17 protein-coding genes are annotated in these 26,221 nt (G+C 45.5%); 3 read left to right on the forward strand and 14 right to left on the reverse strand.

Features of this window, described 5'->3' with window-relative positions; all coding sequences use genetic code 11:
• The first annotated feature begins 8 nt into the window (after positions 1-8).
• Entirely contained in the window at positions 9-1,352 is a 1,344-nt protein-coding gene (locus FAM09_RS22930; protein WP_136579496.1) for a sensor histidine kinase, read from the forward strand.
• On the opposite strand, the gene FAM09_RS22935 is transcribed toward FAM09_RS22930, so the two are convergent.
• On the reverse strand, positions 1,336-1,845 hold the full coding sequence (locus FAM09_RS22935; protein WP_136579497.1) for a hypothetical protein: 510 nt from the start codon (positions 1,843-1,845) through the stop codon (positions 1,336-1,338). The two genes, FAM09_RS22930 and FAM09_RS22935, sit on opposite strands and share 17 nt — an antisense overlap.
• 33 nt (positions 1,846-1,878) lie before the next feature.
• Positions 1,879-2,976, reverse strand: a complete 1,098-nt coding sequence (gene ychF, locus FAM09_RS22940) for a redox-regulated ATPase YchF (RefSeq protein WP_136579498.1) — start codon at positions 2,974-2,976, stop codon at positions 1,879-1,881.
• 188 nt (positions 2,977-3,164) lie between these two features.
• Here ychF and FAM09_RS22945 point away from each other — a divergent pair, with 188 nt between their 5' ends.
• Positions 3,165-4,568 carry a nucleoside recognition domain-containing protein gene (locus FAM09_RS22945; protein ID WP_166437250.1) on the forward strand — a complete coding sequence of 468 codons (1,404 nt, stop codon included), beginning with the start codon at positions 3,165-3,167 and terminating at the stop codon, positions 4,566-4,568.
• Positions 4,569-4,639: 71 nt separating this feature from the next.
• On the opposite strand, the gene FAM09_RS22950 is transcribed toward FAM09_RS22945, so the two are convergent.
• The 10 genes from FAM09_RS22950 to FAM09_RS22995 all read right to left on the reverse strand — a co-directional run bounded on the left by FAM09_RS22950 (position 4,640) and on the right by FAM09_RS22995 (position 21,520).
• Positions 4,640-5,365, reverse strand: a complete 726-nt coding sequence (locus FAM09_RS22950; protein ID WP_136579499.1) for a hypothetical protein — start codon at positions 5,363-5,365, stop codon at positions 4,640-4,642.
• Between the two features lie 272 nt (positions 5,366-5,637).
• Positions 5,638-7,353, reverse strand: coding sequence for a RagB/SusD family nutrient uptake outer membrane protein (locus FAM09_RS22955; protein ID WP_136579500.1), 1,716 nt, complete (start codon positions 7,351-7,353; stop codon positions 5,638-5,640).
• 18 nt (positions 7,354-7,371) lie between these two features.
• Positions 7,372-10,635 carry a SusC/RagA family TonB-linked outer membrane protein gene (locus FAM09_RS22960; protein ID WP_136579501.1) on the reverse strand — a complete coding sequence of 1,088 codons (3,264 nt, stop codon included), beginning with the start codon at positions 10,633-10,635 and terminating at the stop codon, positions 7,372-7,374.
• Between the two features lie 97 nt (positions 10,636-10,732).
• Positions 10,733-11,482, reverse strand: a complete 750-nt coding sequence (locus FAM09_RS22965) for a DeoR/GlpR family DNA-binding transcription regulator (protein WP_136579502.1) — start codon at positions 11,480-11,482, stop codon at positions 10,733-10,735.
• A gap of 521 nt (positions 11,483-12,003) precedes the next feature.
• Positions 12,004-12,462 carry a hypothetical protein gene (locus FAM09_RS22970; protein ID WP_136579503.1) on the reverse strand — a complete coding sequence of 153 codons (459 nt, stop codon included), beginning with the start codon at positions 12,460-12,462 and terminating at the stop codon, positions 12,004-12,006.
• A gap of 198 nt (positions 12,463-12,660) precedes the next feature.
• The gene (locus FAM09_RS22975) at positions 12,661-16,110 is read right to left on the reverse strand and encodes a TraB/GumN family protein (protein WP_136579504.1); all 3,450 of its coding nucleotides are present in this window, start codon (positions 16,108-16,110) and stop codon (positions 12,661-12,663) included.
• 33 nt (positions 16,111-16,143) lie between these two features.
• Positions 16,144-17,907, reverse strand: a complete 1,764-nt coding sequence (locus tag FAM09_RS22980) for an OstA-like protein (RefSeq protein WP_136579505.1) — start codon at positions 17,905-17,907, stop codon at positions 16,144-16,146.
• A 17-nt stretch (positions 17,908-17,924) separates the two neighbouring features.
• Positions 17,925-18,893 (reverse strand): MlaD family protein, encoded by a 969-nt coding sequence (locus FAM09_RS22985; protein WP_136579506.1) that lies wholly within the window; start codon positions 18,891-18,893, stop codon positions 17,925-17,927.
• 241 nt (positions 18,894-19,134) lie between these two features.
• Complete coding sequence (locus FAM09_RS22990; RefSeq protein ID WP_136579507.1) at positions 19,135-20,079, reverse strand: N-acetylmuramoyl-L-alanine amidase family protein; 945 nt, start codon at positions 20,077-20,079, stop codon at positions 19,135-19,137.
• A 433-nt stretch (positions 20,080-20,512) separates the two neighbouring features.
• Positions 20,513-21,520 carry an N-acetylmuramoyl-L-alanine amidase family protein gene (locus tag FAM09_RS22995; RefSeq protein WP_136579508.1) on the reverse strand — a complete coding sequence of 336 codons (1,008 nt, stop codon included), beginning with the start codon at positions 21,518-21,520 and terminating at the stop codon, positions 20,513-20,515.
• A 78-nt stretch (positions 21,521-21,598) separates the two neighbouring features.
• On the opposite strand from FAM09_RS22995, the gene FAM09_RS23000 reads away from it, so the two are divergent.
• Positions 21,599-24,325 (forward strand): putative LPS assembly protein LptD, encoded by a 2,727-nt coding sequence (locus FAM09_RS23000; RefSeq protein ID WP_136579509.1) that lies wholly within the window; start codon positions 21,599-21,601, stop codon positions 24,323-24,325.
• 129 nt (positions 24,326-24,454) lie between these two features.
• Here the strand turns inward: FAM09_RS23000 and FAM09_RS23005 are convergent, their stop codons facing one another.
• Together FAM09_RS23005 and ung are read right to left on the reverse strand one after the other, a co-directional pair.
• Positions 24,455-25,219, reverse strand: coding sequence for a lysophospholipid acyltransferase family protein (locus tag FAM09_RS23005; protein WP_136579510.1), 765 nt, complete (start codon positions 25,217-25,219; stop codon positions 24,455-24,457).
• Between the two features lie 171 nt (positions 25,220-25,390).
• Positions 25,391-26,062, reverse strand: coding sequence for a uracil-DNA glycosylase (ung, locus tag FAM09_RS23010; RefSeq protein ID WP_136579511.1), 672 nt, complete (start codon positions 26,060-26,062; stop codon positions 25,391-25,393).
• Between the last annotated feature and the right edge of the window lie 159 nt (positions 26,063-26,221).

Here is a 26,221-nt window from a genome sequence, read left to right on the forward strand (position 1 = left end):
CTTTCATTTTGTTCTATAAGCGATTTGAATGGCGGATCATTTTCCAGGTGTTATTCCTGTTTATAACACTGGTTATATCATCGTTCCTGCTGGTAAAAGGGTTATATGTTTATATGGTGATCATGGTGCCGCTGATCATTTATGCGGTTTTGGAACTATACCGTTTTCAACGAAAGGCGCATACCGAGCTCAACCAGTTTGTTGAGTCGGTCCATTATCGTGATTTCTCCCGCTATTTTGATGTAAAACATGCCCCGGTGGAGTTGCAGCCCCTGCGGAAAGGGTTCAATGAGATCAATTCTACGTTTAAGGTGATCAGTAAGGAAAAGGAAACGCAATTTCAATACCTGCAAAAAATACTGGAGCTGGTAGATACCGGCATTTTATCGTATCGCGAACATAACGGGGAAGTAGTTTGGATGAATGAATCGCTGAAGCGGATGCTGCAACTGCCTTATTTGAAAACCATTCATTCGCTGGCCCGCCGCGATAATGAATTGTACCGGCAGGTAACCTTGTTAAAGCCGGGCGAAACGATGATCGCTACGGCCCATACAGAAAAAACATCGTTTAAGTTATTGATGTCTGCCACTGCCTTTCAAACCGATGGCAATAAGTTCAAGCTGATCGCATTTCAGAATGTAAGCGAGGCGTTGGATGAAACGGAATCGAAGGCCTGGCAAAAGCTATTGAGTGTAATGACGCATGAGATCATGAATTCCATTGCGCCTATTTCATCCCTGGCTGAAACATTAAAATACCGGTTACAACAGTTTGCGGTACGGCCCGATATTGAATCCGGCTCCATGGACGACCTGGAACTGGGCATCGATACCATCAAAAGAAGGAGTGAGGGCTTGCTGAAATTCGCCGAAACGTATCGTAACCTGAATAAGATCACCACGCTGAACCTGAATAAGATCTATGTGCGTGATCTGTTCGAAAACCTGCATCACCTGATGCAGCCAACGCTGGATCAAAAGAATATTGAACTGGAAATTATATTGAAAGATCCCGATCTGCAACTGGATGCCGATACGAACCTGTTGGAACAGGTGCTGATCAACCTGGTGGTGAATGCCATGGAGGCGGTAAAAGAGCGTGAGGAGCCGCGCATTGTTTTATCGGCTTATTATGCCAGCAACCATAAGACGGTGATTAAAGTAGGCGATAATGGGATCGGCATGCCCGAAGAGGTCCTTGATAAAATATTCATTCCATTCTTCAGCACCAAAAAAAACGGCAGTGGCATTGGCTTAAGCCTTTGCAAACAAATTATGATGCTGCATAAAGGAAATATTCAGGTGCAATCTGTAGAAGGGCAGGGGACCGCGTTTATGATGCAATTTTGATCCTTTTCACCAACCAGCTTTCCTTCACCGGAATTAGCCATTTGTTCTCCAGCTCTTCTTTCGTTTGTACCAGGTTGTTAAAATAAATGGTATCGGGCGTAATAAAATTATTATCGATGGCGTATTGCAATTGGGCCATTGGCAGCATTTGCACTTTATCTTTTAATTTAAAGGCCAACGTGGTGCGATCGAACATATTTACATTGAAAAGCTGTTCAATTTGTTTTATCAATCGCACAGAACTATCGGTGCTGCAACCACTCACGCCGGTAGCCCGCTCATCTGCCATCAATACAATAAACTGACCGAACAACAAATTAGCATACCCTTTCACCGGCGCGCCATGCGACTGCCAGTTGGCGGTAAAATTGTTTAACAGGTCCTCAATGTGCAAGGCTTCGCTCATCATAAACAGCCGGCTGCTCTGATACACCCACACCCTCGAATCAGGCGCAAAATCGGCTGGTAATAATTCCCAGTAGTTATCTATCATATTACTAAGTTAACACAAAACCCGTCAGATGGTTTATACATTAAACCTAAAATGCATCACATCGCCGTCTTTTACAATATATTCCTTGCCTTCTATGCGCAGTTTACCGGCGTCGCGGCAGGCGGCTTCTGAACCTAAAGTAACAAAGTCGTTATAAGCTATTACTTCCGCCTTGATAAACCCTTTTTCAAAATCGGTGTGAATTACACTGGCGGCCTGCGGCGCTTTCCAACCTTCGTGGATCGTCCAGGCGCGAACTTCCTGCACCCCGGCGGTGAAATACGTTTGCAGGTTCAATAATTTATAGGTAGAATGGATCAACCGGTCCAGGGCGGGCTCCGTCATTTTGTATTCTTCCATGAACATCTGCTTGTCGGCCGGGTCTTCCATTTCGCTGATCTGCGCTTCAATAGAATTGTTCATGATGATCACCTGGGCTTTTTCGTTCTTAACGGCTTCCTGTAGAGCGGCCGAGAACTTGTTACCGGTATGCATGCTGGCTTCGTCAACATTGGCTACATACAGCACCGGTTTTTCGGTGAGCAGGAACAGGTCTGCAATGGCCGGGCGTTCTTCTTTTGTGAAGTCGAGTTCTCTAATACTTTTGCCTTTTTCAAGGTGCTCTTTACAACGTACCAGTACTTCGTATTCAACTTTCAGCTTGGGATCGAGCCGGGCCTGTTTTTCTATGCGGCTCAGCTTTTTTTCCACGCTTTCCAGGTCTTTCAATTGCAATTCAATATCAATGATCTCTTTATCGCCAACGGGGTTGATGGCGCCTTCATCGCGTAAAATGTTCTCATCCTCAAAACAACGGATCACGTGAATAATGGCATCCACTTCGCGAATGTTTCCCAGGAATTTATTACCCAACCCTTCTCCTTTGCTGGCGCCGCGCACCAGTCCGGCAATGTCTACAATCTCGATCTGTGTAGGAACAATGCGGTCGGGGTGAACCAGTTCGGCCAGTTTGTTCAGGCGGGCATCGGGCACATCAACCAGTCCAACATTCGGGTCAATGGTACAGAAACGATAATTGCTGGCTTGCGCTTTTGCACTGTTGCTCACTGCGTTAAATAAGGTTGATTTCCCAACGTTCGGTAATCCGACAATTCCTGCTTGTAAGGCCATTTTTTTAGTTTATTGTTTGTGGTTTATGGTTTTTGGTTATTTGCCTTTCGCCCTCGCGATCGGTTTCGTAACCTCCACACCTGTTTCCCTTCCTCCGAGAACTGTTTTCGGCGCGCAAAGATAGGATATTACGGGGTGATAAAATATGCCCGGATTCCTTTATCTTCAGCGCTTAATCTTATTCCCTTATGGCATTAAGTCGTATCTGGAGTGCCTTTATTGTTGTTTCCATTTTAGTTGCTGGTATTCAATTTCTCGCCGGTGGTCAAAAGCAGATCTTCAGCTCCATGGTGGTGGGTAAAAGAGGAGATTCGGTACAGGTGAAGCAAATGCCTGTTTCTGCGGCCGAACCTTCGCTGTTGGCGGCCTTGGATACCGTTGGCCGGGTAAAGCAGGGCGATCTGATCTACCGGAAAGAGGCAGATAAAGTGGTGGCTGTTAAGGTGCAGGCCGCCAACGGCATCATCGATACCTGTTGGGATGCGGTGGAATTATGCCTGAAATTAATTGGAGTAATGGCCCTGTTTATCGGGTTTATGAATATTGCTGAAAGAGCGGGCGGCATCAACCTGTTGTCGCGGATCATTGGACCCTTTTTTACAAAGCTGTTTCCTGAAGTGCCGAAAGGCCACCCGGCCATGGGACATATGATCATGAACTTTTCCGCCAATTTACTGGGGCTCGATAATGCGTCTACGCCGTTTGGTTTAAAAGCCATGCAAAGCCTGCAGGAGCTGAACCCCCAAAAGGAGGTAGCGTCCAATGCACAGATCATGTTCCTCTGTTTGCATGCGGCGGGTTTCAACCTTATTCCGGTAAGCGTTATTGCCATCAGGGCCACGCAACATGCCAGCGATCCTACCGATGTGTTCCTGCCCTGTATGATCGTGACGTTTGTGGGCACCATGACGGCCATGTTCATTGTTTCCTTACGGCAAAAGATAAATCTGCTGCAGCCTGTTATTATTACGTGGATTCTCGGTATTTCCGCTGTGGTTGCCTTGCTGGTATGGTATATTACCACGCTCGATGCCAATGCGGTGCAGTTCTTTTCAAGCGTACTGAGCAATGGGTTGATCCTGCTGGTATTTCTATTGATCGTATTGGGTGGTATTTATAAAAAAATTGACCTTTTCGATGCTTTTATCGATGGCGCCAAAAATGGTTTCGACACCGCCATCCGCATTATTCCTTACCTGGTGGGTATCATGGTTGCGGTAAGCATGCTTCGCATCAGCGGTACATTCGATGTGATCATGGAAGGAATAAGAAGTTTCTTTTCATTCCTGGGCGCCGACACCCGGTTTGTGGAAGGTTTGCCAACGGCCTTGATACGCCCGTTAAGCGGTGGCGCTGCCCGTGGTATGATGGTAAGCACCATGATCGCTAATGGTCCCGATTCATTCGCAAGCCGCCTTTCCGGTATTTTCCAGGGCGCAGCGGATACCACCTTCTATGTGGTGGCTGTGTATTTTGGCTCTGTTTCTATTAAAAATACCCGGTATTCCATTGGCACCATGCTGCTGGCCGACCTGGCGGGCATTATTACGGCGATCATCCTGGCGTATTTATTCTTTGGAGGAAGCGTGTAAGATTAATGTGATAATGCTTTTATGCGAGACTTCTGGTAATATTCCGGCACCCCATAACTGCGGGCAAAGGATTAATTGGGATTCGAACTCGAATTCGATTCTCCGTTTATGGCCGAGAACAAGGCTACGATGCCTTTATCGAGCTCAGCTATTTTATTATGTAATTGAATATGCGAATCGAGAAACTCGGCGCGCACATCATATAGTTTATCGGCCAGGCCGGTCATATCGCAAAAGGCGCCCCTGAAATTATCGAAGTCTTCGTCGAGGCTTGCAGAATCAATTTCCATGCGCGCATAGTCCCTGATAATAATATTGAAGTAATTATCATTGAACTCGTCAAACTGCTTTTCCAGTTTTTCCTGTTGTTGTTCTGTGCCGGCACACTCCGTCTCTGCAGCTCGTAAGCCATCGTAATACGCGTCGTAGGAGTGGTTGAAGTTATGCAACTGTGTCAACAACGGTTGTGTATCGTAACAAACGCGCTCGCTCTCATCAATGGATTCAATTTCATTTTCCGTTAATGGATCACCCTCCTGCAGGTAATGCAACATAGGCGTCAGCAACAGGTATTCGTTTTGCAGGTTGTCGAAAATGGCCTGTAACTGTTGCAAGGTTTTGCCGGTGGTTGAGTAATAGTTCAGCAACTTCGTCAACACCTGGTTGTATGCCTGACAGTTGTTATGCAGATCGATATATTTTTCAAGGGCTTCCTGCTCAAAGGCGCTTAAGGGCGCCTCGCTATTATACTCCAGTTTAATAATACGGAAAGGGTGATCAATGGTTGTTGGTTTCATAAGCACCATTTTGTATAAAGCTACCAATTATTAAGGCAATTTGTAATGCGTGGTTATAAATTGTTGATTTATTCAGGAAATTTATTTTTTAGTTATTGGTTGTGTAAAATTAGCCTCATTTTATTAAACAGATTAGCGCTTATGCCAGCCGTGATGAAAGAAGGGTTGTATGTGTTTTTTATACCAAAAGGCGTCCCGATATATCGGGACGCCTATATTCTCATAATCTTTAGTATCGTTGACCCTCGTACGAAATGACGGCCATCAACATTTTATTGCCAGCCCGGGTTTTGTTTTAGTTCAGCGCCATGATCAGCATATAATTTTATCTGATCGAGCGGTAACGGTGTAAGGTATACTTTGGGATCGTTGAAGATGCGTTGGGTTTCCGCTTTTGGCGCCGGTATAATATAGCCTTCTGCTGCATTGTTCTCAATGGTTACCTTGGCCGCCGGAAAATCAGATTTTTTTATCCAGGCGCCGCGGTTGATGTCGGGTTTTGCCTGTGTATCTACATATTCATATTTTTTCCATCTTCTCAGGTCGTTTGTTCTAAAGCCTTCCATCATTAATTCTATCCGGCGCTCACGGCGTATTTCCCAAATTAATGCAGGAACAGTTGGGTCGCGGTTGAGATCATCATACGCCACTCCGTTCACTGCCGGCAACCCGCCGATCACTTGTAAAGAAGGCATATTAATGCCAGTTCTTTTTCTCAGCTTATTGATGGTTTTATCCAGGTCGGCCTGGGTAAGTGTGCCCAATTCAGCGGCCGCTTCAACGTAATTCATCATCACTTCTCCCAATCGTATTACCGGCGCGTCTGTGGGGTTCTGGTTACTAAGGCCTTCGTTCGTTTCTTTTATTTCATCGTTCAAAAATTTAAGCACTGCATAGCCGCTCGACGAATAATTGGCGTTAATACCATTCAACCGCAATGTACTTACAAAGGTGGCGTACATCCGTGGGTCCCTGTCGGTCATTGTATTGGCGATGGTTTTATCGCCTTTATACAATGGTGAAATGGAAACAGGCAATCCATCTTTACACAGGTAGGCTTTAATGGTATTCTTTGAAACGCCTGTTTGTGCTTCTCTGTTTACATAACTGGCAAGGCTATGTGTAATACCGCCGGTACCACTTTCATATCGGCGGTACATAATGGTTTCGGTATTGGCGCCAAGATCGAGCGAGTTGAAGAGCTTCCTGTAATCCGGGGCCAGGGTATAGCCGCCGTTAGTGATCACTTCATTGGCTGCCCATTTTGCTGCTTCCAGGTATTCATTTGCTTTTTGCGTATTGCCGGCCTGGTATTTCTGCCACGTGCCTTCAAATAAAAATACCCGCGACATAAACGCCAGTACTACCCATTTATTCACCACCAATCCTTTCGGGCCGCTGAAATCGTCTGCAACGCGTACATGCCCGGCTGCATATTTAAAATCAACCAATACACTATCCATCACCAATGTACGTGGGTCGCGGGGTTTGTACAAGGCATCAACATCCTTTTCATCCAGCACGGTGCTGTACCAGGGGAAATCGCCGTAGGTCCTTACTTTGTTAAAAAATTCAAGTGCGCGGAAGAACCGGCCTACGCCTGTCCAGTGGCTGATGGCTTCATCGCTCATGGGCACTGTTGGCACCCTGCTGATGAACAGGTTGGCTTTTCTTACCCAGGTAAAAGACCAGGTAGTGCTTGTGGCAGGAACGTTTTTGGTAAACTGTGCCGGTACATTGGGCGCAAAATCATCATTGAGCGTTTCGCCCGAAAAATAGCCACCCCAACCCGGTTCAAACCCGGCACCATAGCCGGGGAAATAATTGACATAAAAACCCCATGCAAAGGTTTTTACATTGTTCTCGCTTGTCCAGTAACTCTGGTCGGTCATTTGATCGAGCGGGTGTTTGGTTAAGAAGTCATCCGTTTTTTTACACCCACCCAAAAACACAGTTACCAGTAAAACAATATATATGCTTGTTTTCATATAATTAGTGTTTTGAAATTAGAAGGTTACCTGCAATCCGGCAGAGAGGGTTGTGCGATAAGGGTACGACCTGCCGAAGCCAGCCCTGTCTCTGTCTATTTGATTTTGTGTAAAATCAATTTCAGGATCAATGGGGATATCGCCCAGTTTGTCGAAGGTGATGAGGTTTTCGGCACTCACATATACCCGTACCCGTTGAATGCCTGCTTTGGAAATTAATTTCTTTGGCAGGGCATATCCGAGCGACAGGTTTTTCACCCGCAGATAAGACAGGTTCAACAAATACCGGGTTTGCGGCAGGTAATTCCATCTGTCGATGGTTGCTGAATAGTCGGTTGGGCGGGGGTAGAATGCCCCGGTATTGGACGCAGTCCAGTAATCCATCTGGTGCGAATACCAGGCTTCAGAGGCGCGAAAACCGGGAAATACAATGGGACCGCTTGCCCACAGATCGCGTTTGGCTACGCCTTGTAAGTACAGGGCCAGGTCAAAGCCTTTCCAGTCTGCATCAATACGGAAACCATATTGATAGCGGGGAGTTGAGTTACCAATGATCTTTTTATCACCGGCATCACCAACCGTATTGGTGCCATGATAAATAACATTATCGCCATCGAGGTCTTTGTACTTCACATCACCGGGCCCGTAATAGAAGGCACCGCTTTCCAGTTTGGTTTGCGAAGGCACCTCGGCTTTATAGATCCATTTTCCATTGGCATCCTGTCCTGAGAAATCACTTTCCTGGAAAAGCCGGTCTGTTTCATATCCCCAGATCTCGCCAATGGTCATGCCTTCATAATAAGTTAAATTAAGCGCCGTAAGTGATGCGGGTAATGATTTTGTGGTGTTCGCAAACCGCGTGATCTTTTCTACCGCGTCAGACAAAGTTCCGGTAACGGTAAAGTGTAAGCCATTTGACAGGGTGTGTGTAAAGTCAACAGCCAGTTCCCAGCCTTTGCCTTGCAATTCGCCGAAATTTCTTACGGGCGCCGTAGTGCCATAGGAGCTGGGCAGGGTAGAACCGGTGCTTATCATATTGCTGGTGGTTCTCTGGAACCAGTCGAACGTTACCCCTAATTTATTATCAAAGAACCGGGCATCAACACCTACATCCGCAGTCTTCACCGTTTCCCAGGTGAGGTTGGGCGACAATGCACCGGGTGTACTCAATGTAGTGGTATTGCCACCGGGCAATAACCAGTTGGTAAGTGAGGGGTCCATGATAGAACGGAAGCGGTTATTACCTACTGCCTGGTTACCGATAGAACCATAGGATGCCCGCACTTTCAGGAACGATAAGTATGGCCTGACGGCGTTCATGAATGATTCTTCGGTTAACACATAACCGAGCGACATGGAAGGGAAGAAGCCCCATAAATTATTGGCCGGGAAACGGGAAGAACCATCGTACCGGCCATTTAATTCAAGGAGGTATTTATTTTGATAAGCATAGTTTATGCGGCCGAAAAAACCCAGGGTCGACCAATGGCCATTGGCGCCATCTACCAACGGCGTACCGGTGGTTAAAGAAAGTGAACCATAATCGGGGTCAACGAGGTTTGATTTTTCTGATGACTGCGAATTGTTTTTGAATAATTCTATATCGCCACCGGCAATCACTTTCAATGCATGATCGCCTATATTTTTTGAATAGGTGGCAAACACTTTACCGGTATTGATCTCACTCCAGTAAGAATACCATCTTGCTTTATTAAAGCTGGCTTGTTGATAATTGGTATAATTCATTTTACCATTTGAAAGCGCCCAGAAATCCCATGCCATTGTTCCACCCCCGGTCTGGTTCAGGTGCTCATTGGTGCTGGTGTAAGTATAATCAGCATCGATGGTCAATCCTTTGAATGGTTTTATTGTTCCGCCTACCGATATCCGGGCAAGGCCGGTTTTATTCTGGTCCATTTTGGCTTGTTCTACTTCGGTAACAGCACTTCTGAAAGGTTTGCCTTCATATGTACCATAGGGATAAATAGCTGGCCAGCGGTACAGGTAATACCAGGGGCCGTAATAGGCAGGACTGAAAATAAAAGGCGTTTGGTAGCGGGTGTTGGAATAAATGATCTTACCACGCACATCGAGCCAGTTGTTGGCGCTGGTATTTACGCCCAGGGTGAAATTATACCGGCTGAATTTATCGGGATTTACTTTTAATACGCCTTCCTGGCCCATGTAACCGAGGCCCAGGTTATACGTGGTTCTTTCACTGCCGCCCGATATGCCGATGTTATGTCGTTGCTGAAGGGTCCAGTCTTTTATATACATTTTACCAGGATTCCATGGGCGATAAAAAAATATTTTACCGTCCCTTATCTCAAAGTCGCGACCGTATTCCATTTCATTGCTCAATTCCTGGCCGCCATATTGTTCTTCCCAATCCCTGATCTTGGTAATGGCCAGTGAATCGATATACGTAGTTCCCACCATCATTATATCATTTCTATTGGGGTTGAACCGGCGTATTGCCAGTAAGGAAGCTTCGGCATTTGAGGCTGCTGGCGCCAGTTGTACGGTGTTGATGGCTTTTGACCACGCGAAGTTATTGCTATAAGTAACCCTGGCTGCGCTGCCTTTTTTACCAGATTTGGTAGTGATCAATACAACGCCGAAGGCGCCACGCGTACCGTAAATAGAAGCGGATGCTGCGTCTTTCAATACAGAAATGCTTTCAATATCATCAGGGTCTATCATCTGCAAACTGGGTATCTCCACGTTATCGACCAGGATTAAAGGCTTTGCACCGCCCGTTCCGGTGTTTATAGAACCAAAAAGCCCGCGCAGTCTTATTTTAGGATCATTGCCCAGCTCACCGCTGGCAGTGGTGATGGTTAAGCCAGGCACCACACCCTGCAAGCCTCTTGAAATATCAGTGACCGGGCGGGAGCCAAATGTTTTTTTAATATCCACGGAAGAAACAGCGCCGGTGAGATTGGCTTTTTTCTGCGTGCCATAACCTACCACCACTACCTGGTCGAGCGTGGATGCCTGCAGTTCAATTTTGTAAAAGGTAGCGGTTGTGAGAATGATTGTATAAGGTTGGTAGCCGGCATAGGATACTTCAATGGCTTTATCACCTTCGAGCTCGATGGTGAATTTGCCATCGGTGCTGGTGGTTGTACCGCGTCTGCTTTGCATTGTTATAACGGATGCGCCGGGGATGGGCTCCTGGGTTGCTTTGTCGAAGACCCCCCCACTGATCGTTTGCGCATATGCAGCAGAGAAGAAACTGCTACATAGAACAAGCAATGCTAGGAAATAGGTTTTTCTCATAAAGTGTATTATTTAGTTAGTAGGAAAGCGCCATCATGCCTGTTGGTTGCAGGCATGGTTCTTCACTGGGACCGGATCGTATATGTTAATCGGTTAGTTACAATACTTGTATACCGGCATCGATGTAGGGTTTCAAAACAGGCGCGTCGGGTGGCAACTCGGTGATCAGTATGTCGATGTCGGCTATGTTACAAATGTGAATGGGTTGCAGCGTGTTGATCTTTTCGGAAATGGTGCAGCACACTACTTTTTTCGATGAGTCGATCATTATTTTCTTTAACTGCGCTATTTCCCAATCGTTTTCAGTGGTTCCCCGTTTTATATCGATAGCGTTGATGCCCAGGAAGCACAGGTCGGCATTAATATTCCTGATCTTGGCTATGGCTTCGGCGCCGATGGTGATCTTGGCGTTTTTTGAAACGCGGTCGCCAATCATGATCACTTCAATATTGGGGTGTTGCATGTACTCGAGAATGGCGGGTATGCTGCCCGAAATAAAAGTGGCTCTCAGGGAAGGCGGCAGGGCCCGGGCCATTTCAATAATGGTAGTACCGCCACTGGTCAATACAAACATGCCGTTTTGAATAAGCGCGGCTGCTTTTTCTCCGATGATCCTTTTCTGGTCCTGCGAATACACACTTAACCCGGAGTAGGATACATCATTAAAGGAATGCGATAAGGCGCCGCCATGAACCTTTATGAGTTTGCCTTCTTCTGAAAGCTCCTGCAGATCGCGGCGGATGGTGTCTTCCGATACCCTGATCTCATGGCTCAGCAAGGAAGAAAGTACTTTGTTATGCAGGTTCACCTGGTGCAGGATATATGCCTGGCGTTCTTTTTTCAGCATAGTGTTAGTTGGGTTTCATTCAAATATAAAATGAAATGTAGCACAAAAGCGCATAAAATGGATAAAATGTGGATGAATATGGCATAAAATAGCCGGGAAATGACTGATAAATGCGGTTATTTGCAGTTATTTATTTTGTAGAACTTAAAAAATAATGAGAGGCAGAAAGAAGATGCAAGGCAGAATGTGCTAATATGATAATTTGCTAATGGTGAAATACGGCTGCAAGCTTCACGCTGCAAGCTGCAAGCAAAGGCAATAGGGGATCAATGGGCAATTTACAATAGGCAATATGATACTCCCGACTCATCGGGACAAGTTGTGCAATGGAATACAGGAAATACGGCTGCAAGCTTCACGCTGCAAGCTGCAAGCAAAGGCAATAGGGGAATCAATGGCAATTGGCGAATATAGCGAGTAGTGAGTGGCAAGTAGCGAGTGGGAAGGCAAAGGCAAATACAGCGAGTAGCGAAATAAACCCCCACTAGCCACTTACTACTAGCTACTAGCTCAATCGCCAGTTATTTCAATGCAAACCTGATCGTTAACGCAAACGCATCTGGTACAAAATTGATGTCGGGAAGAATGTCCAGTTCGGGTTTCCAGTCGAGCGAAAGATTAACCGGCGCATTGGAGAATTTGTAATCAAGCCCTACAATACCTGTTGGGCCCAGGTACGTATCGCTGTCCTGAAAACCTACATATACACCGCCGCCATAAAACCAGCTTAAACCCGGTGTGTTGAATTTATTATGTATTTCCAGCAAGGCGCCAATGCCGAAGCGGTTGCCCCAGGCCACAATACCTTCAATGGCTGTTTTATCTGTTGCAAAGTATTTGGCCGAAATAGCGCTGCTTAAAGTAGGAGAGGAGGTACTGAGCCGTACACCTGCTGCAAACCGGTAATCCTGGGCGGCAGCACGTTGGCACCAGATCATGCAGAACAATATAACGGGCAGGGTTATGGAGATTCTTTTCATGAAAAGCATTTTTGATTTTCAATGATTAAATAAAATCTCTACATGCAGCTATCGATGGAATGTTTTTTCCCATCCTGCACGGCCTAACCGTTATTAGCTGGTGTATTGATTAATTGGTTGTTTGCTGAAAACGAAAATAATGCCAAAGGTATTGACTAACTGACTGTTAAAGTAGTGCTATGGTTTTTTAACTAATAATTAGTCAGATTCATCCGCTTGCTCCCTGTTTTTAAGAAAGTCTTTAAAGAAGGTGTTTATTTTACCCAAAGAGTAAGTTTCATCCCAATAGATGCCACTGATCTCTTTTGATACCTGAAGAGAAGTGCTGCCTGGTTTATAACCCCCGGCTATGCCCAGGTAACCCTCTGGCCCATCGTCATCGAGTATAACCCGGTACAGGTAAAAGGTATATGGCTTGCCTTTGAAGGTGGCGGTTTTCTTTGCCAGGAAGATCATTTTTTGCACGTCATAATCATCGCTGGCCCATTCATAAATGATAGATTCGGCAAAGTATTGTTGCGTTGCATATTGTTGCGGGAACAGGGCTGTTTTCTTCAGCTCTTTCAACTTCTCGTATAGTAACGGCCGTACAGTTCGGTCGGCTGCCAGTTTAAGCAGAACCGACGCCGGTACGGCCTGTTTGTTCTTTATAAGTTGTACCGTGGCATCCTTTCTCGTAAACTTATCTTTTACGGTTAGGTAGCTTTTTAATACTTCATTGCCTGCTGTTGTGTTAAAACTGCCCACCAGGTTTAAGAGATCGTCAATTGAGTAATAAGCTATATTCCCGGTCTTCACATCGGGTAATAATTTTTTAGCACCCTGAATATAATCATTCTGCGCTACTGCCAGTTGTTCCTGTTTTATAAGGCCACTGTCTCTTAGCGCTATTGCCACGTTGGAAATTACATCGCAATGAACGCTGTTCCTGGCCAGCTTTTGAAGCGTAGGAAAGATCGTCGCTGTTAATTCCAGGCTATCTTTTAAGCAATTCAATATAGTATAGTCGAGGGCTTTCTCCGGCACATCGTATTGGTCAACCAGTTGCGCCAGGGTTGAATAACTTTCTTTGGTAGGCAAATGGGCCAGGGTGCTCAGCGCCGTTCCTTTCAGCCATTCTTTGTCGTTCGTCAACGAAGGGTATTGTTCCTTTATAAAAGAAATGGTGGTGGTATCTGTTAACCGGCCAAGGTATGTAGACAATCGCAAATTAATGTAGTCTTTTTCCTGGCTGCTATAAAGCGGATCGTATTCTTTAAATAATGCCTGGTATAAAAGCGGCAAATCATCCCTGGTAAATGTAATCCGATTGAGGTAGCCATACGCCTCACTCCTGGCTATTGAATCACTACCGGCCAGGTCGTGTAACAGCAGGGCGGTTTTTGGCTGCGTTATAAAGGTCTTGTTTTGCTGCGGGGCGTGTATGCGAAAACTACTCAGGAAGGCGGTAGCATCGGAATGGTATACAAACTCCTTATCACCCGATAACATTACCTGGTATAATATATTATCATGCAGCACCAGGCGCATTCTTTTGTAATTGTAATCTTCTTTGATCAGTAGTTCTTTCGCCAGTAGACCATTGTTTTCAACAGTTGTTTCATTTACCAGGCTATCTCTGCCCGTATACCGTTCTACCGTATTCTTCCAGAACAGGCTGTCGCTCTTATACCACAAGTATTTCGAAAGGGTATCGGGAATAATATAATAGGAACTGGCGCTGGTTGTATCGAATGCGTAGCTAAAGCTGCGTTCTTCATCCTCATATTTTCTGAAAGTACCGGGAATGCGGGCCGATAGCTGCGAATCGGCTGTGGTTTGCACCGTCCAGGGAATGGACGCCGGCGGAATAAAACGCAGGGAACTGAATAGCTTTTTTGCTTCCGGCGTTTGCAGGTGTAAAGAATCGGTGATCACCATCAACACCACGTTCCGGTTGTTTTTTATCAGTGACATCGCTTCCATGTATAATCCCTGCTGCTCTATATGACTGCCTTTTAAATGAAGAACTTTATTTCCCTGTAGGTTGATGGTGTCGATATGCAGACCGGTATACTGCGTTTTTAATCCTTCTATCAGTTTATTTTGAAGAACGGTGTCGCTGCTTAAATAATGGGAGGGGCGCACATCTTTCGAAAATAAGAAGATGTACATGCCATTGGCAAGGTCGGTGCCGGTAAAACCACTTACGTGCCAGCCAGCTTCTTTATCGTTGCTTAATCTCTTGTTGTAGGTAACCTCGGCGGGCGCCATAAAACTAATGCCCATTACCGAATCAACAAACGTATAACTGCGGGCCGATGGGGCCGGTGTTTTGTTAATATTAAATGAACTGAAAAAATTATTGGCGTCTTCTGATCTCAGGGTGGCTTCTTTTATAGCGTAGATAAAAGCAACGTACACTACATTTTCATGCATGAATGCCTGCAGGCGTACGTTCTCTCCCTTGATCACCTGCTGGTATTCCTTTCCTTCAACCCCATTGTTCACTACTTTTTTCCCGGTAACCTTCTTGTCTGTACGAAACATCCTTTGCGCCATCTCATTTAAAATACTGTCTTTATTGATGGTACTTCGTGGATTGATAATGGCCATGGTACAATAATTAGAAAGATTGTACACATCGAACAGGTATTTCATTTCAAGGAGGCCGAACAGTTTCAGGTTAACGGGATTACCGGGCATGCTCACCTTATAAAATCCCTGCGGGTCGCTTGTTTCTGTCCAGGGAATGCGTACCTCTTTAAATGTATAATTTTTAGCATTGATCTTTTTGGAAGAATACACCGGTTCTACTGTAAACCCTTTTTGTTGTAAAAGGTGTATTACACCGCTGTCGCCGGGCAGGTGCGCCGCACCAATGGCAATGAACATGGTGCGCAGGGCGGTGAGGCTATCGATGCGCCGCGTCATTTTTACATTTCGCTTTATCAGCAGGGCGTCTTTGTGTTCGGGCGATTCTGTTGACATCAGGGCTTCAATACCCGCCAGGTCCTGGTTGGTATACAATTCTACCATCTTCTCCATCATGCGGTTGCTGGCTGTCTTAATGTAGGAAGAATCGCCGGCAAGCAGAAAATCAATATCCGATTTATCAACCAGGTCGTCGAGCAGCCCGGCCTGGTCGGTAATGTCTTCCACGCCGCCCACCCATTTACCCTGGCGGCGGGCAATATTATACAGGTAGGCATCCACAAAAGTGGCCATTTCTCCTTTTTCAAAATAATCGTTCAGCCACTTATTCTTTTCCGTTACAATATCATTGGTAGTTATTTCCGAGGCGGGCTTTTTAAATTTCTTCGACAGGGCGTCGCTGTATTTTTTGTAATCCTTGTCGGTTAAGATATCCTGCAGTTTAGACCCTTCTATTTCATCGAACATCTTATTTACATAGTAGGCGCCCATTTCATCGGGGTTCACTTCAATGGCCAGCCCATCGATTTTTTCAATGGCCCGGTATACCGAATCACCAAAGTTGAACAGCCGGTTATCGGTGAGGTGCATGGTGCCATACAGGTAGGAGGGGTGTTTGAGTCCTTTTCCGGAGATGCGCCACAATAAGCTTTTGGGGTAAGATTGCTGGCCATAGGTACAGGTTGATGCAGCGCATACTACCACCAGGGCGCATACGAACGAAAAACGGAACATACGAAAGGGTTTAACAATAATAGTTGGTACAATTTACTGGTGCTGATCCTGACTCTGCCCCTGCTGCTGGCCTTCCTCGTCTTTTATTATTACAGGTTTTGTGTCTTCAAATAATTCAAACTTTGTTTTAGGCCGTTTGTCTTCGAGCCATTTAAAGTTGCGGAGAATTTTGTTTTGTTCCGTGGCCTGCTTTATCGGGTACATGGTTCCTGTTACTTCACTGATGAAGACCACCTTATTTAGTTCCTTGTTTTTGAACCGCATGTCAATAATGTCGCTTGTGGCGTTATTGATACCTACCAGGTAATTCTTGTCGTCTTTTACGTAGTAGACGCTTTCGGCATTGCCCTGCGCCCGCATATATTCAATTTCCCCGTTCTTGAAATACCCGTTCAGGCGGTTCCCTTTTATCTGGTTATACATCTCCTTATCGCTAAGGTTAACGGCAAAACCGTTCTCAAATACATATAACCGCTCGGGATTTTTATTTTTTGTATACAAATAAATAGTATCGCCGGTGATCTGGCTGTTACTGGCCCACATAACAGGGTCGGTGAACAATTTAAAGATAGAATCTTTACCCGAATAAAAAAGACTGTCCGACACTGCCTGCATGGAATCGGAGAAAATACGCACATGGTACCAGGCCTGGAAATAGCGGTCGGTACTGTCGTTCTTATTTTCGGTAGTTGCCTTTGCCGCCTTACTGGTGTCGGTAGTTGTTTTCGCTCCTTTTTTGTTGCCTGGCAGCTTATTGGTTGATGTAAGTTCCGGTGCTATGCGTTTGGTGGTATCGCGTTGCAGGTTGCTGGTGTCTTTATAACCCGGCATTTTGCTTAAGCGGCCCGAGTACAAGGTATCGGCCGTAATGTATATCGAATCTTTGTCCTGCTTTATGATCATAAGCGGGTGCTGCGTAGCCCTGAAAGTACCATCCTCGCGGTTGGCTTCAATGAAATTGGCCAGCACCGATACGCCCTGGGCCGTATCGATGTATACGGCATTGCCCCGGAGTTTGCTGATGCCTGTGCTGTCATCGCTTTCAATGGAGTTGGCGATAATTTTCACCGCACCGTCGTTCAACACCGGGCGTTTTCCAAAAAAGGCTTTTCTATTGCGGGTATCATAGAACCCATCGCTGGTATTGATAACCCGTTTGGCGCTGTCGATGATGGTAGTGGGTGCAATGAAGGTGGCTATCTGGGAAGCCGTATTGTACAACAACGAATCGGTTTTCAACGTGTATTTGGGGTCCTTCAGGTCTACGTCTTTTTTAAAGTATACATCTTTCAGTTCTTCGTAATAGGTGCCCTCTTTACTGGTTAATACCGATTGCTGGTTAACGAGCCTGCCGCCGTTGTGGTATTCGCCGATCTTCAGGTTAAGATCATATTGCAGCTCATTGGTGTACAGGGTGCTTTTGCTATCAGTTAATGATACATTGTTCCTGAGATTGGCCATTTTGGTATCTACAAAATACTGCAGGTACTGCGACCGGATGTTGACCGTATCATTATCGATGATATGCACATTGCCAAATGCTTCGAGGAACCGGGTTTTCTTATTTAATACGGCACTGTCGCAAATGAAGATGGTATTGTCTTGCTTTAGTTTAACATGACCGGCCAGCGTTTGCATGTCGGTCATTGAATCGGGATGGTTATAGCTAAGCCGGTCGGCATTGATAAGCGTAACTACTTTCATAGTATCTGCGCCGGGCCGGGTGGTAATTACCTGGGAATGTACTTTGCCAAAAGATAACAACGCTATCAGCGACAAAAACACATATCGTATCATTTGTTTAGCTTTCCTTGTTATTTCAGTGAATCAAGCGGTGCTTTTAACGGTCCCTTCTTATCTTTTGGGCCAAACAGGGATATATTAATATAGCGTTTAGGATTTAGCCGCAAGTCGTCGAGCAAGATAGTTAAACTGCGATTGGTGCGTCGAACTTCATCGTACAATTGGCGATCATTTAACAGCAGTCCCAGCGACCCTTCTTTGCTATCGATCTTGGCGATGCCAGATTCCAGGCGTGCCATCGTACGCTGTAAACTTTCAACTGCTTCTGCAATTTTAGCTTTCGACAATTTATCGGTAGCTGTTTGCAGGTTGCTGAAAGTGCTGTCGATCTTTGGGCCATTACGTGCAAAATCTGCTGTTATGGTATGCAGGTTATTCATTGACTTGGCCAGCATACCTGTTTCGGTATTGAGCAATTGCTGCAACGAAGCGCTGGAAGCGGCCAGGTTGGAAATGATACCCTGTAAATTATTGCGCGTATTGGGATCGAGTATGGTATTCAGCTTTTGTATTACTTCATCGAGCGAAAGCAATGTTTTGTTAACATTGTTAAGCGCAGGGTCAATTGATTTTTGCAATCTGTCGGTCAATGCCAGTGAACGCTCCGTACGCAGGGTGTCGCCTTCTTTTACAAAGTCGGTGCCATTACCTAAAAATATATTTACAGCAGCATTGCTTAATAATTCAGTGCTGAGGGTAGCTACTGAATTACGGGGAATATTAATGTCTTTGGTTAAACTAAGGGTAACCACAATACCGCTCATGTTTTTATCTTTTTCCTGCAGGTTGGTTACTTTACCTACCTGCAAGCCATTAATAAAAATGGGATTGGAAACCACTAATTTTTCAACATTAGGAAACACGGCATACACTTCCTTGCCCGAGGGACCTTTTCCTTTCAAAAAATTAAAGCCAAGTATGAGCACAGTGATCGCAATAGCGGTTAGCGCGCCTACTTTAGTTTCATTAGAAATTTTCATCTGAATTTGCTATGATGTTTTCAATGGCCAGACAAATCCGTGCATACAATTGTTCACAACACGGTGAAAATCTTGCATGAAGGTTTTATCTGAACGGGTTTTGTTTCAAAAGGTTGCCCTTATAAAACGGCCAATTGGAAGCAAAAGTATAAAAAATTGAAATACAGGGAGGTTGATATGTTGCGGGGGTTAATAAGTTAACAATTTGGCGGGGTTGACAAGGGGAAACCGGTTTCACCATTCACGACTTTCCCCCCTGCAACCCATGTTTCTGCGAAACGGGTTGTGCGGAGCTGGCGGCGCGGTACCTTTTAACCGCTTTGACAATGGCAGACGCCATATCATTCTGTCCTTTCTGGCTGTTCAGGTAGGCTTCATCGGCGCTATGGGTAATGTACCCGGTTTCTACCAAAATACTGGGCATAGCCGTGGCCTGTAACACCCAGATGCCTTTTTCGTTACGCTGCTTAACCCCACGGTTCAACCGGCCGTCTTTGGCTACTTCTTCCTGAACCAGGTTGGCCAGCAACAGGCTTTTGGTGAAATAGCGTTTCGTCCATAGCAGCGATTTGGCCTTAAATTCAGGATCATTGATATCCGGCGCGTATTCGGTAGAATCGTTCACTTCTTCGGCCATGCGTTCCGTTACAAAGCCGCCTTTTTCATCGCTGCGGTCGGCTGCCCAAATGTAGGTTTCAGTGCCGCGGGATGGGTTATCGGTATAATATACTTTGTATTTTTTAACCCGGCGGGTATGCTTTATGCGTTTTTTCCCTTTGCGGGTATAATATACCTGGGTTTTATAGCCTATAAATTTAGAATGTTTGATCTTGGGAGCAGCATTGGCGTGAATGGAAATGAACAGGTCGCCTTTGTGGGAATTGGCAAAATCGGCCCGGGCTTTAATGGCGGGGTAGGTGTCTTTTGTTCGGGTATAGAAGATCTTGATATCCGGAAATTCTTCTTCCAGCTTTTTGCCAAGCTTCAATGCTATGGCCAGGCAAACACTTTTCTCGTTTGAATAATCGCCGTGAGCGCCCGGATCGTGCCCGCCATGGCCGGCATCAATAATAATGGTTTTGATACCCGGCTTAATGGGGTTTGGCATTGCAGGGGCTGTTCTGTAAGCAGTAACAACCATGCAAAAGCCAGTACCTAACAGGCAATAAATGAGTTTTTGCAGCATGTTTCCGGGATTTTAAAATTCAATCGATATCCGGTATAACGCAAAGATAGTGCTGCAATTGGCTTATCAATTCGTTAATATTGAAAACTAATATGATAATCACCGACTAACGTTGGGAAAAGTTGTGCCAGTTGCGTAAAACGTGGAAGAAAAGCTGCAAGCTTCAAGTTATAAGCTGCAAGCAAATACAGCTAAAAGCTGTAAGCCGAAAGCCGAAAGCGGAAAACCGCGGGCTGTATTGCTTTTAGCTTTTGCTTTTAAGCTTTAGACTGAATTTTGCATTTGCTTTAAGCTTTGGGCTTTATGTTTTTCGCCTTCTGCCTTCCCTTTCTCATTTCTTATTTTTCATTCTTCATTTCTCATTTCCTTTCTCCCCCTTCAGGGGCTGGGGACTGGCAACCGGCAACTGGTAACCGGTAACTGGCAACTAAATCTAATTACTTCCCGTGCTGTCGGGGACTGCCGCGGGGGCTGTTGCGGCCGGACTGGCCTGTTGAACGGCCGGCGATGCACCGCCTTCAAGACTGGTTTTATATCGTTTTATGGCATTAACGATCTGGGCAACTATTTCATCCTGTCCTTTTTCGCTGACGAGGTATTCTTCTTCTTCGGTTTGGCTAATGAAACCGGTTTCAACCAGAATACTGGGCATACCGGTGGCCTGTAATACCCATATCCCTTTTTCATTCCGTTGTTTAACGCCGTGACTTAACCGGCCTCCCTTCACAAATTCATCTTCTACAAACGTGGCCAGCAGCAGGCTCTTGCCAAAATATTTCTTTTCGTACAACTGGGCGCGGATCATGGCTTCGGGCGAATTCAGGTCAAGCATATTGGCGCTATCCTCTACATTTTCACCGGTTTCCTGAATGGCTTCTCCTTTAAAACCGGTACGGTCAGCCGCCCAGATATAGGTCTCGGTACCGTGTTGGGTATTTTTTACCCAGTAACTTTCATAGATCGGCTCCCTGATGGTTTTTTTACGTCTTTTCGACCCTTTACCCACATATACGGTGCGATTCTTATGGCCAATCACCCGTTTGGCATACCAACCGCCGGCAGGCCGGCCATTGGCATTACAGTGAATAGCGATGAACAGATCGCCCTTACTCTGGTTGGCCAAATGGGCACGATACTCCAAACCTTCACGAATTGTGTTGGTACCCCCGGGCAGTTCATCGGTAGTACGGGTAAAGATCAGTTTGCTATCGGGTAATTCAGTTTCCAGGGCCTTTCCCAGCTTGAGGGAAATGGAAAGGGCAATGGCTGCTTCGGTCGTTATCTGGCCGCGCGCCCCCTGGTCCTTCCCGCCATGGCCGGGGTCAATAATAATTGTGCTCAGTACGGGTTTCTGTTGCGCCCATGCGCCAACACCTGCAAACAAGAACATTCCTGCAACAAAAAAGCATTTGATCAGGCGATATAGATTTTTTTTATTCATTTATTGTTCAAGAATTTAGCGACTGTAATCTTCACATATTCTTAATGCATTAATACCTATTTTTGCCCCCACCTGCATATGATAAACGGACGCAAAAATAATTTAAAAGATGGTTCGGCCCTGATTTTATCTGTATGGCTTTTGCTATTAACGTCTGATATTTGGGCGAATTATTTTTCTTCACCTGTTTTTATCAATTCATTAACTGGAATTGTACAGGATACAACAAAACCTGTACGTGGTTCAGATACCATTCCCAGGAAAACAGATTCCATTTTCAGGCAAAGAGATACCATTCCATCGAAAGATACCTTAATTAACAAATCTGATACAGTTAATATCCCCGTATCGCAGGATTCGCTGGATGCGCCGGTTTCCTACAAAGCTTCCGACAGCATGGTGCTGATTGTGCCCGAGAAAAAGATCATATTGTTCAGCAAAGGGAATATCAAGTACAAGGATATGGACCTTTCGGCCGACAGTATCGAAATGGACCAGGCCTCCCAGATGGTAATCGCTACCTACCGTAAAGATACGGCAGGTAATATAATTGGCCGACCGGTGATGATACAGGCCGACAGCAAAATGGGGTCTGATATTATTAAGTACAATTTCAAGAACCAGAAGGGGATCACGGAGAATACCATTACCCAACAGGGTGAAATGTATGTGCAGGGGGAGAAGGTGAAAAAGATAAACGAGCGGGACTTTTTTGCCTACAGGTCGCAGTTCACTACCTGTAACCTCGATACACCGCACTTCGCTTTCAGGGCCAATAAAATGAAAATGGTAAGCCAGAAACTGGCGATCTCGGGCCCCATTCACCCCGAGTTTGAAGGGGTGCCGGTACCGGTATATATTCCCTTTGGGTTTTTCCCATTATCGCAGGGCCGCCATTCGGGGATCCTGCCGCCCCAGTTTTCTCAAAGCGAACAATTCGGGTTAGGGTTGGAAGGATTGGGATATTATAAGGTGCTGAGCGAATATTTTGATGTTACCCTGCGATCCAATATTTATTCCTATGGCGGTTATTCCCTGTTCTTAACGCCTACTTACCGCAAACGCTACCGGTACAATGGCACCATGAACCTGGTGTATCAGAATTCCCGCATCTTAAGCAGCGGCACCAAACAGGAATTCGATAATACCAAAACGTACAGTATAAGCTGGAGCCATACGGTTGACAGCCGCGCCCGGCCCGGAACCTCTTTTTCGGCAAATGTGAATATCTCATCCACTAAATTCAATGCGCTTATACCGAATAATCCTACACTCAATTTTTCGAATACGCTCACTTCATCCATAGCCTATTCCAAAACCTGGGGCACGAAATATAACCTGACCGCAACGGCGAACCATAGCCAGAATAACTTAACGCGGGAGATCCAGATGAGCCTGCCCAATTTGTCGTTTACGGTCAATACATTATATCCATTACAACCGAAGGATTATACCGGTATTTCAAAATGGTATCATAAACTGGGTGTGGGCCTGAACAGTACAGTGGCCAACCAGATAAATTTCAGGGAACAGGATTTCAGCTTTAGCCACCTGCTCGATACCATGCAATGGGGCGCCCAGCATTCTGTTCCTATTCAATTATCGTTGCCGCAGTTAGGCCCCATACAAATTGCACCCGGCATCAGCTACCAGGAAAAATGGTATTCGCGCCGCCTGACCCGCCGGTGGGATTCTGCTGCCAATAAGCTCGACACGTCTGTTTCCAAAGGATTGTACCGGGCCAACGATGTATCATTCAGCCTGGGACTTAGCACGGCTCTGTTCGGCATGTTCGATAAGTTTGGTAAGAAAAGCCCGGTGGCAGCCATCCGCCACGTAATTAGACCTACCGTTTCGGTGAGCTATAAACCCGATATGGGCGCCAAACATTATTATACCGAGCAGGTAGACTCCTTTGGCCATACACAGCGGTTCTCTTATTTCGATGGAAGCATTTATGGCCCCCCTTCAGAAGGAACGTTTGGTGGTATTGGGTTCGGTATAGATAATAATATTGAAGCCAAGGTGCGCTCGAAAAAAGATACCGCCAACGGCGGGTTGAAAAAGATAAGGTTGATCGATGGTTTTGGCTTTACCAGCAGTTATAATTTTATTGCCGACTCATTCAAGCTGGCGCCGTTCAGTTTATATGTGCGTAGCACCTTGTTCGAAAAGATCAATATCACAGCCGGCGCTACCATGGACCCCTACCAGGTAGATACGTTTGGTTATCGCATAGATAAATACATGTGGGAGGGGAACAAGTTCTCCCTGAAAAATCTGGGCCGTATCACCAACGGTAACATCGCCATTTCCACTTCTTTCCAAAGCACGAAAGTAAAAGACAAAAAAGCAGCGCAGCAAAAAGAAGAAGCATTGCGGGAAGAAGGGATCTTAACGCCCGAAGAACAACAGGCGCAATTGGCGTATACCCGGCAGAACCCGGCCGAGTTTGCCGACTTTAATGTTCCCTGGTCGCTGAGCTTATCGTACTCAATGAGCTTTAGCCGTGGTTTTAAACCCGATTATTCAGGGTGGGAAACAATTACCTATTCGAACCTGAGCTGGAACGGAGATTTTAACCTTACACCCAAATGGAAGTTTGGGATGAACGGGTACTATGACATCAAGACCTCTTCCATACAAACCTTTACCATGTATATTTCGCGTGAAATGCATTGCTGGCAGTTGAGCATCAATGTAACGCCGGTAGGGTTGTACCGTACGTTTAATTTCACCATCAGTCCCAAGTCGGGGATATTACGTGACTTAAGGATCAATAGGACGAGATATTTTTATCAATAAGCCCCCGCCCCTAAAGGGGAGGAACCGCATATGATTAGGCGCTTGCGCGCGAAAAGCATAGGGCATCACACATTAACGGGTGCCCTATGTTCATTTAGCTATTAGTCAACAACTCGAAAGTGCGCGAGACTAAGCCCCCTTCAGGGGGTTTGGGGGTGTATTTTTAGTGTAATAATCATACATAATTTCAAACACTCTTTCTTTAAGCGCCTGCGTGGTATCGCCGGGTTGAACGTGAACGGGAGGCAGAAAATGCATTTCCATTTTATGTGGCATCAGGAAAAAAGGTTTGCTGGCCGGTAATACTTTTTTCGTATTGAATATTAAACTGGGAACAATGGCCTTACCGCTATCCATTGCCAGGCGAAAGGCGCCGTCGTGAAAAGATTTTAGCGGTTGATCGGTAAGGTTACGCGTGCCTTCCGCATAGAGGCACATATTCAAACCCATATCCAGTACCCTGCGCATTTGCAGGTAACTCTCTTTACGGCTGACGTCACTTTTTCTATCTACCAGTACAGAACCGGTTTTATAGATCATTCCAAAGAGGGGAATTTTGGCCATTTCAATTTTGGCAATTGTTTTATTGCCGCCGGGAATGGCCGGGTAGGAGATAGGCACATCCATGAACGAATTGTGGTTGCAAACAACGATGTATGTTTCACCGGGCGCAAAGTTCTTTCTGCCCCGCACTATTAACGGACAACCGATCAGCGGCAGATAAATGCCCATCCATACGCGGGCAATGGCCGCAAACCGTTTTGTTTTTTTAGGGTCGCTCACCGGGTAGCTGAATAGCAGGAACGGGATCAGAATAATGAGCAGGGTTGCAACAAATAACAGGGCAGCCCAGAGGGCGCATATTCTACCTATGATTTCCTTAATAAACTTCATGGGTTGCAAGATACAGGTTTCTGTTTTCAACTTACTGCTGCAAGCTATAAGCTGCAAGCTGAAAACTAATGGCTTTTGTATTTGCTTATGGCTTAAAGCTTATGGCTTAAAGCTTATGGCCTAAGGCTTATGGTTTAAAGCTGCTTTTCATTATCATATTAGTACATTATGCTAAAGTGCCCAATTGATAGGATCAATACCATTTTTAACCAAATACTCATTCGCTTTTGAAAAATGACGGCAGCCGAAGAAACCGGCATAGGCAGATAATGGCGAAGGATGCGCCGCTTTAAGCACCAGGTGTTTGGTAGCATCTATCAATACCTGCTTTTCCTGCGCAAATTTTCCCCACAGCATAAACACCACATGTTCTTTTTGTTCAGAGATCCTTTTAATAACGTTATTGGTGAACTCGGCCCAGCCGATCTGTGAATGGCTCATTGGCTCGGCAGCCCGAACGGTTAAAGAGGCATTGAGCAACAATACGCCCTGTTCGGCCCATTTGGTGAGATTACCGTGATCGGGGATTGTAACGCCCGTATCGCTCTGCAATTCTTTAAAAATATTTACCAGCGAAGGCGGCGGCACCACGCCATTTGAAACAGAAAAACACAATCCGTGCGCCTGTCCGGCACCGTGATACGGGTCCTGGCCCAGGATCACCACTTTTACATTGTCGAACGGCGTAGTATTAAACGCATTAAAGATCAATGAGCCGGGCGGATAGATGGTTTTTCCGGCCATTTTTTCGGTCTTTAAAAACGTAACGATATTTTGAAAGTAGGATTTGGCAAATTCCGGTTTTAATGCTGTCTTCCAGCTTTCCTCAATTTGTACGTCCATGGTGCGTATTAATATTTGCGATAAAAATAAGGAAAGGGAATTTATTTGATATAGTTAATTTCCCTTTTATGTAAGTGATACGATTACTATGTGCTAATATTTTTTTTGCATCGAATTATACGGAAGCCTTAATATTGCACGGATGCTTAACGCGGAATG

It is taken from the genome of Niastella caeni, assembly GCF_004834005.1.
Taxonomy (GTDB): domain Bacteria; phylum Bacteroidota; class Bacteroidia; order Chitinophagales; family Chitinophagaceae; genus Niastella; species Niastella caeni.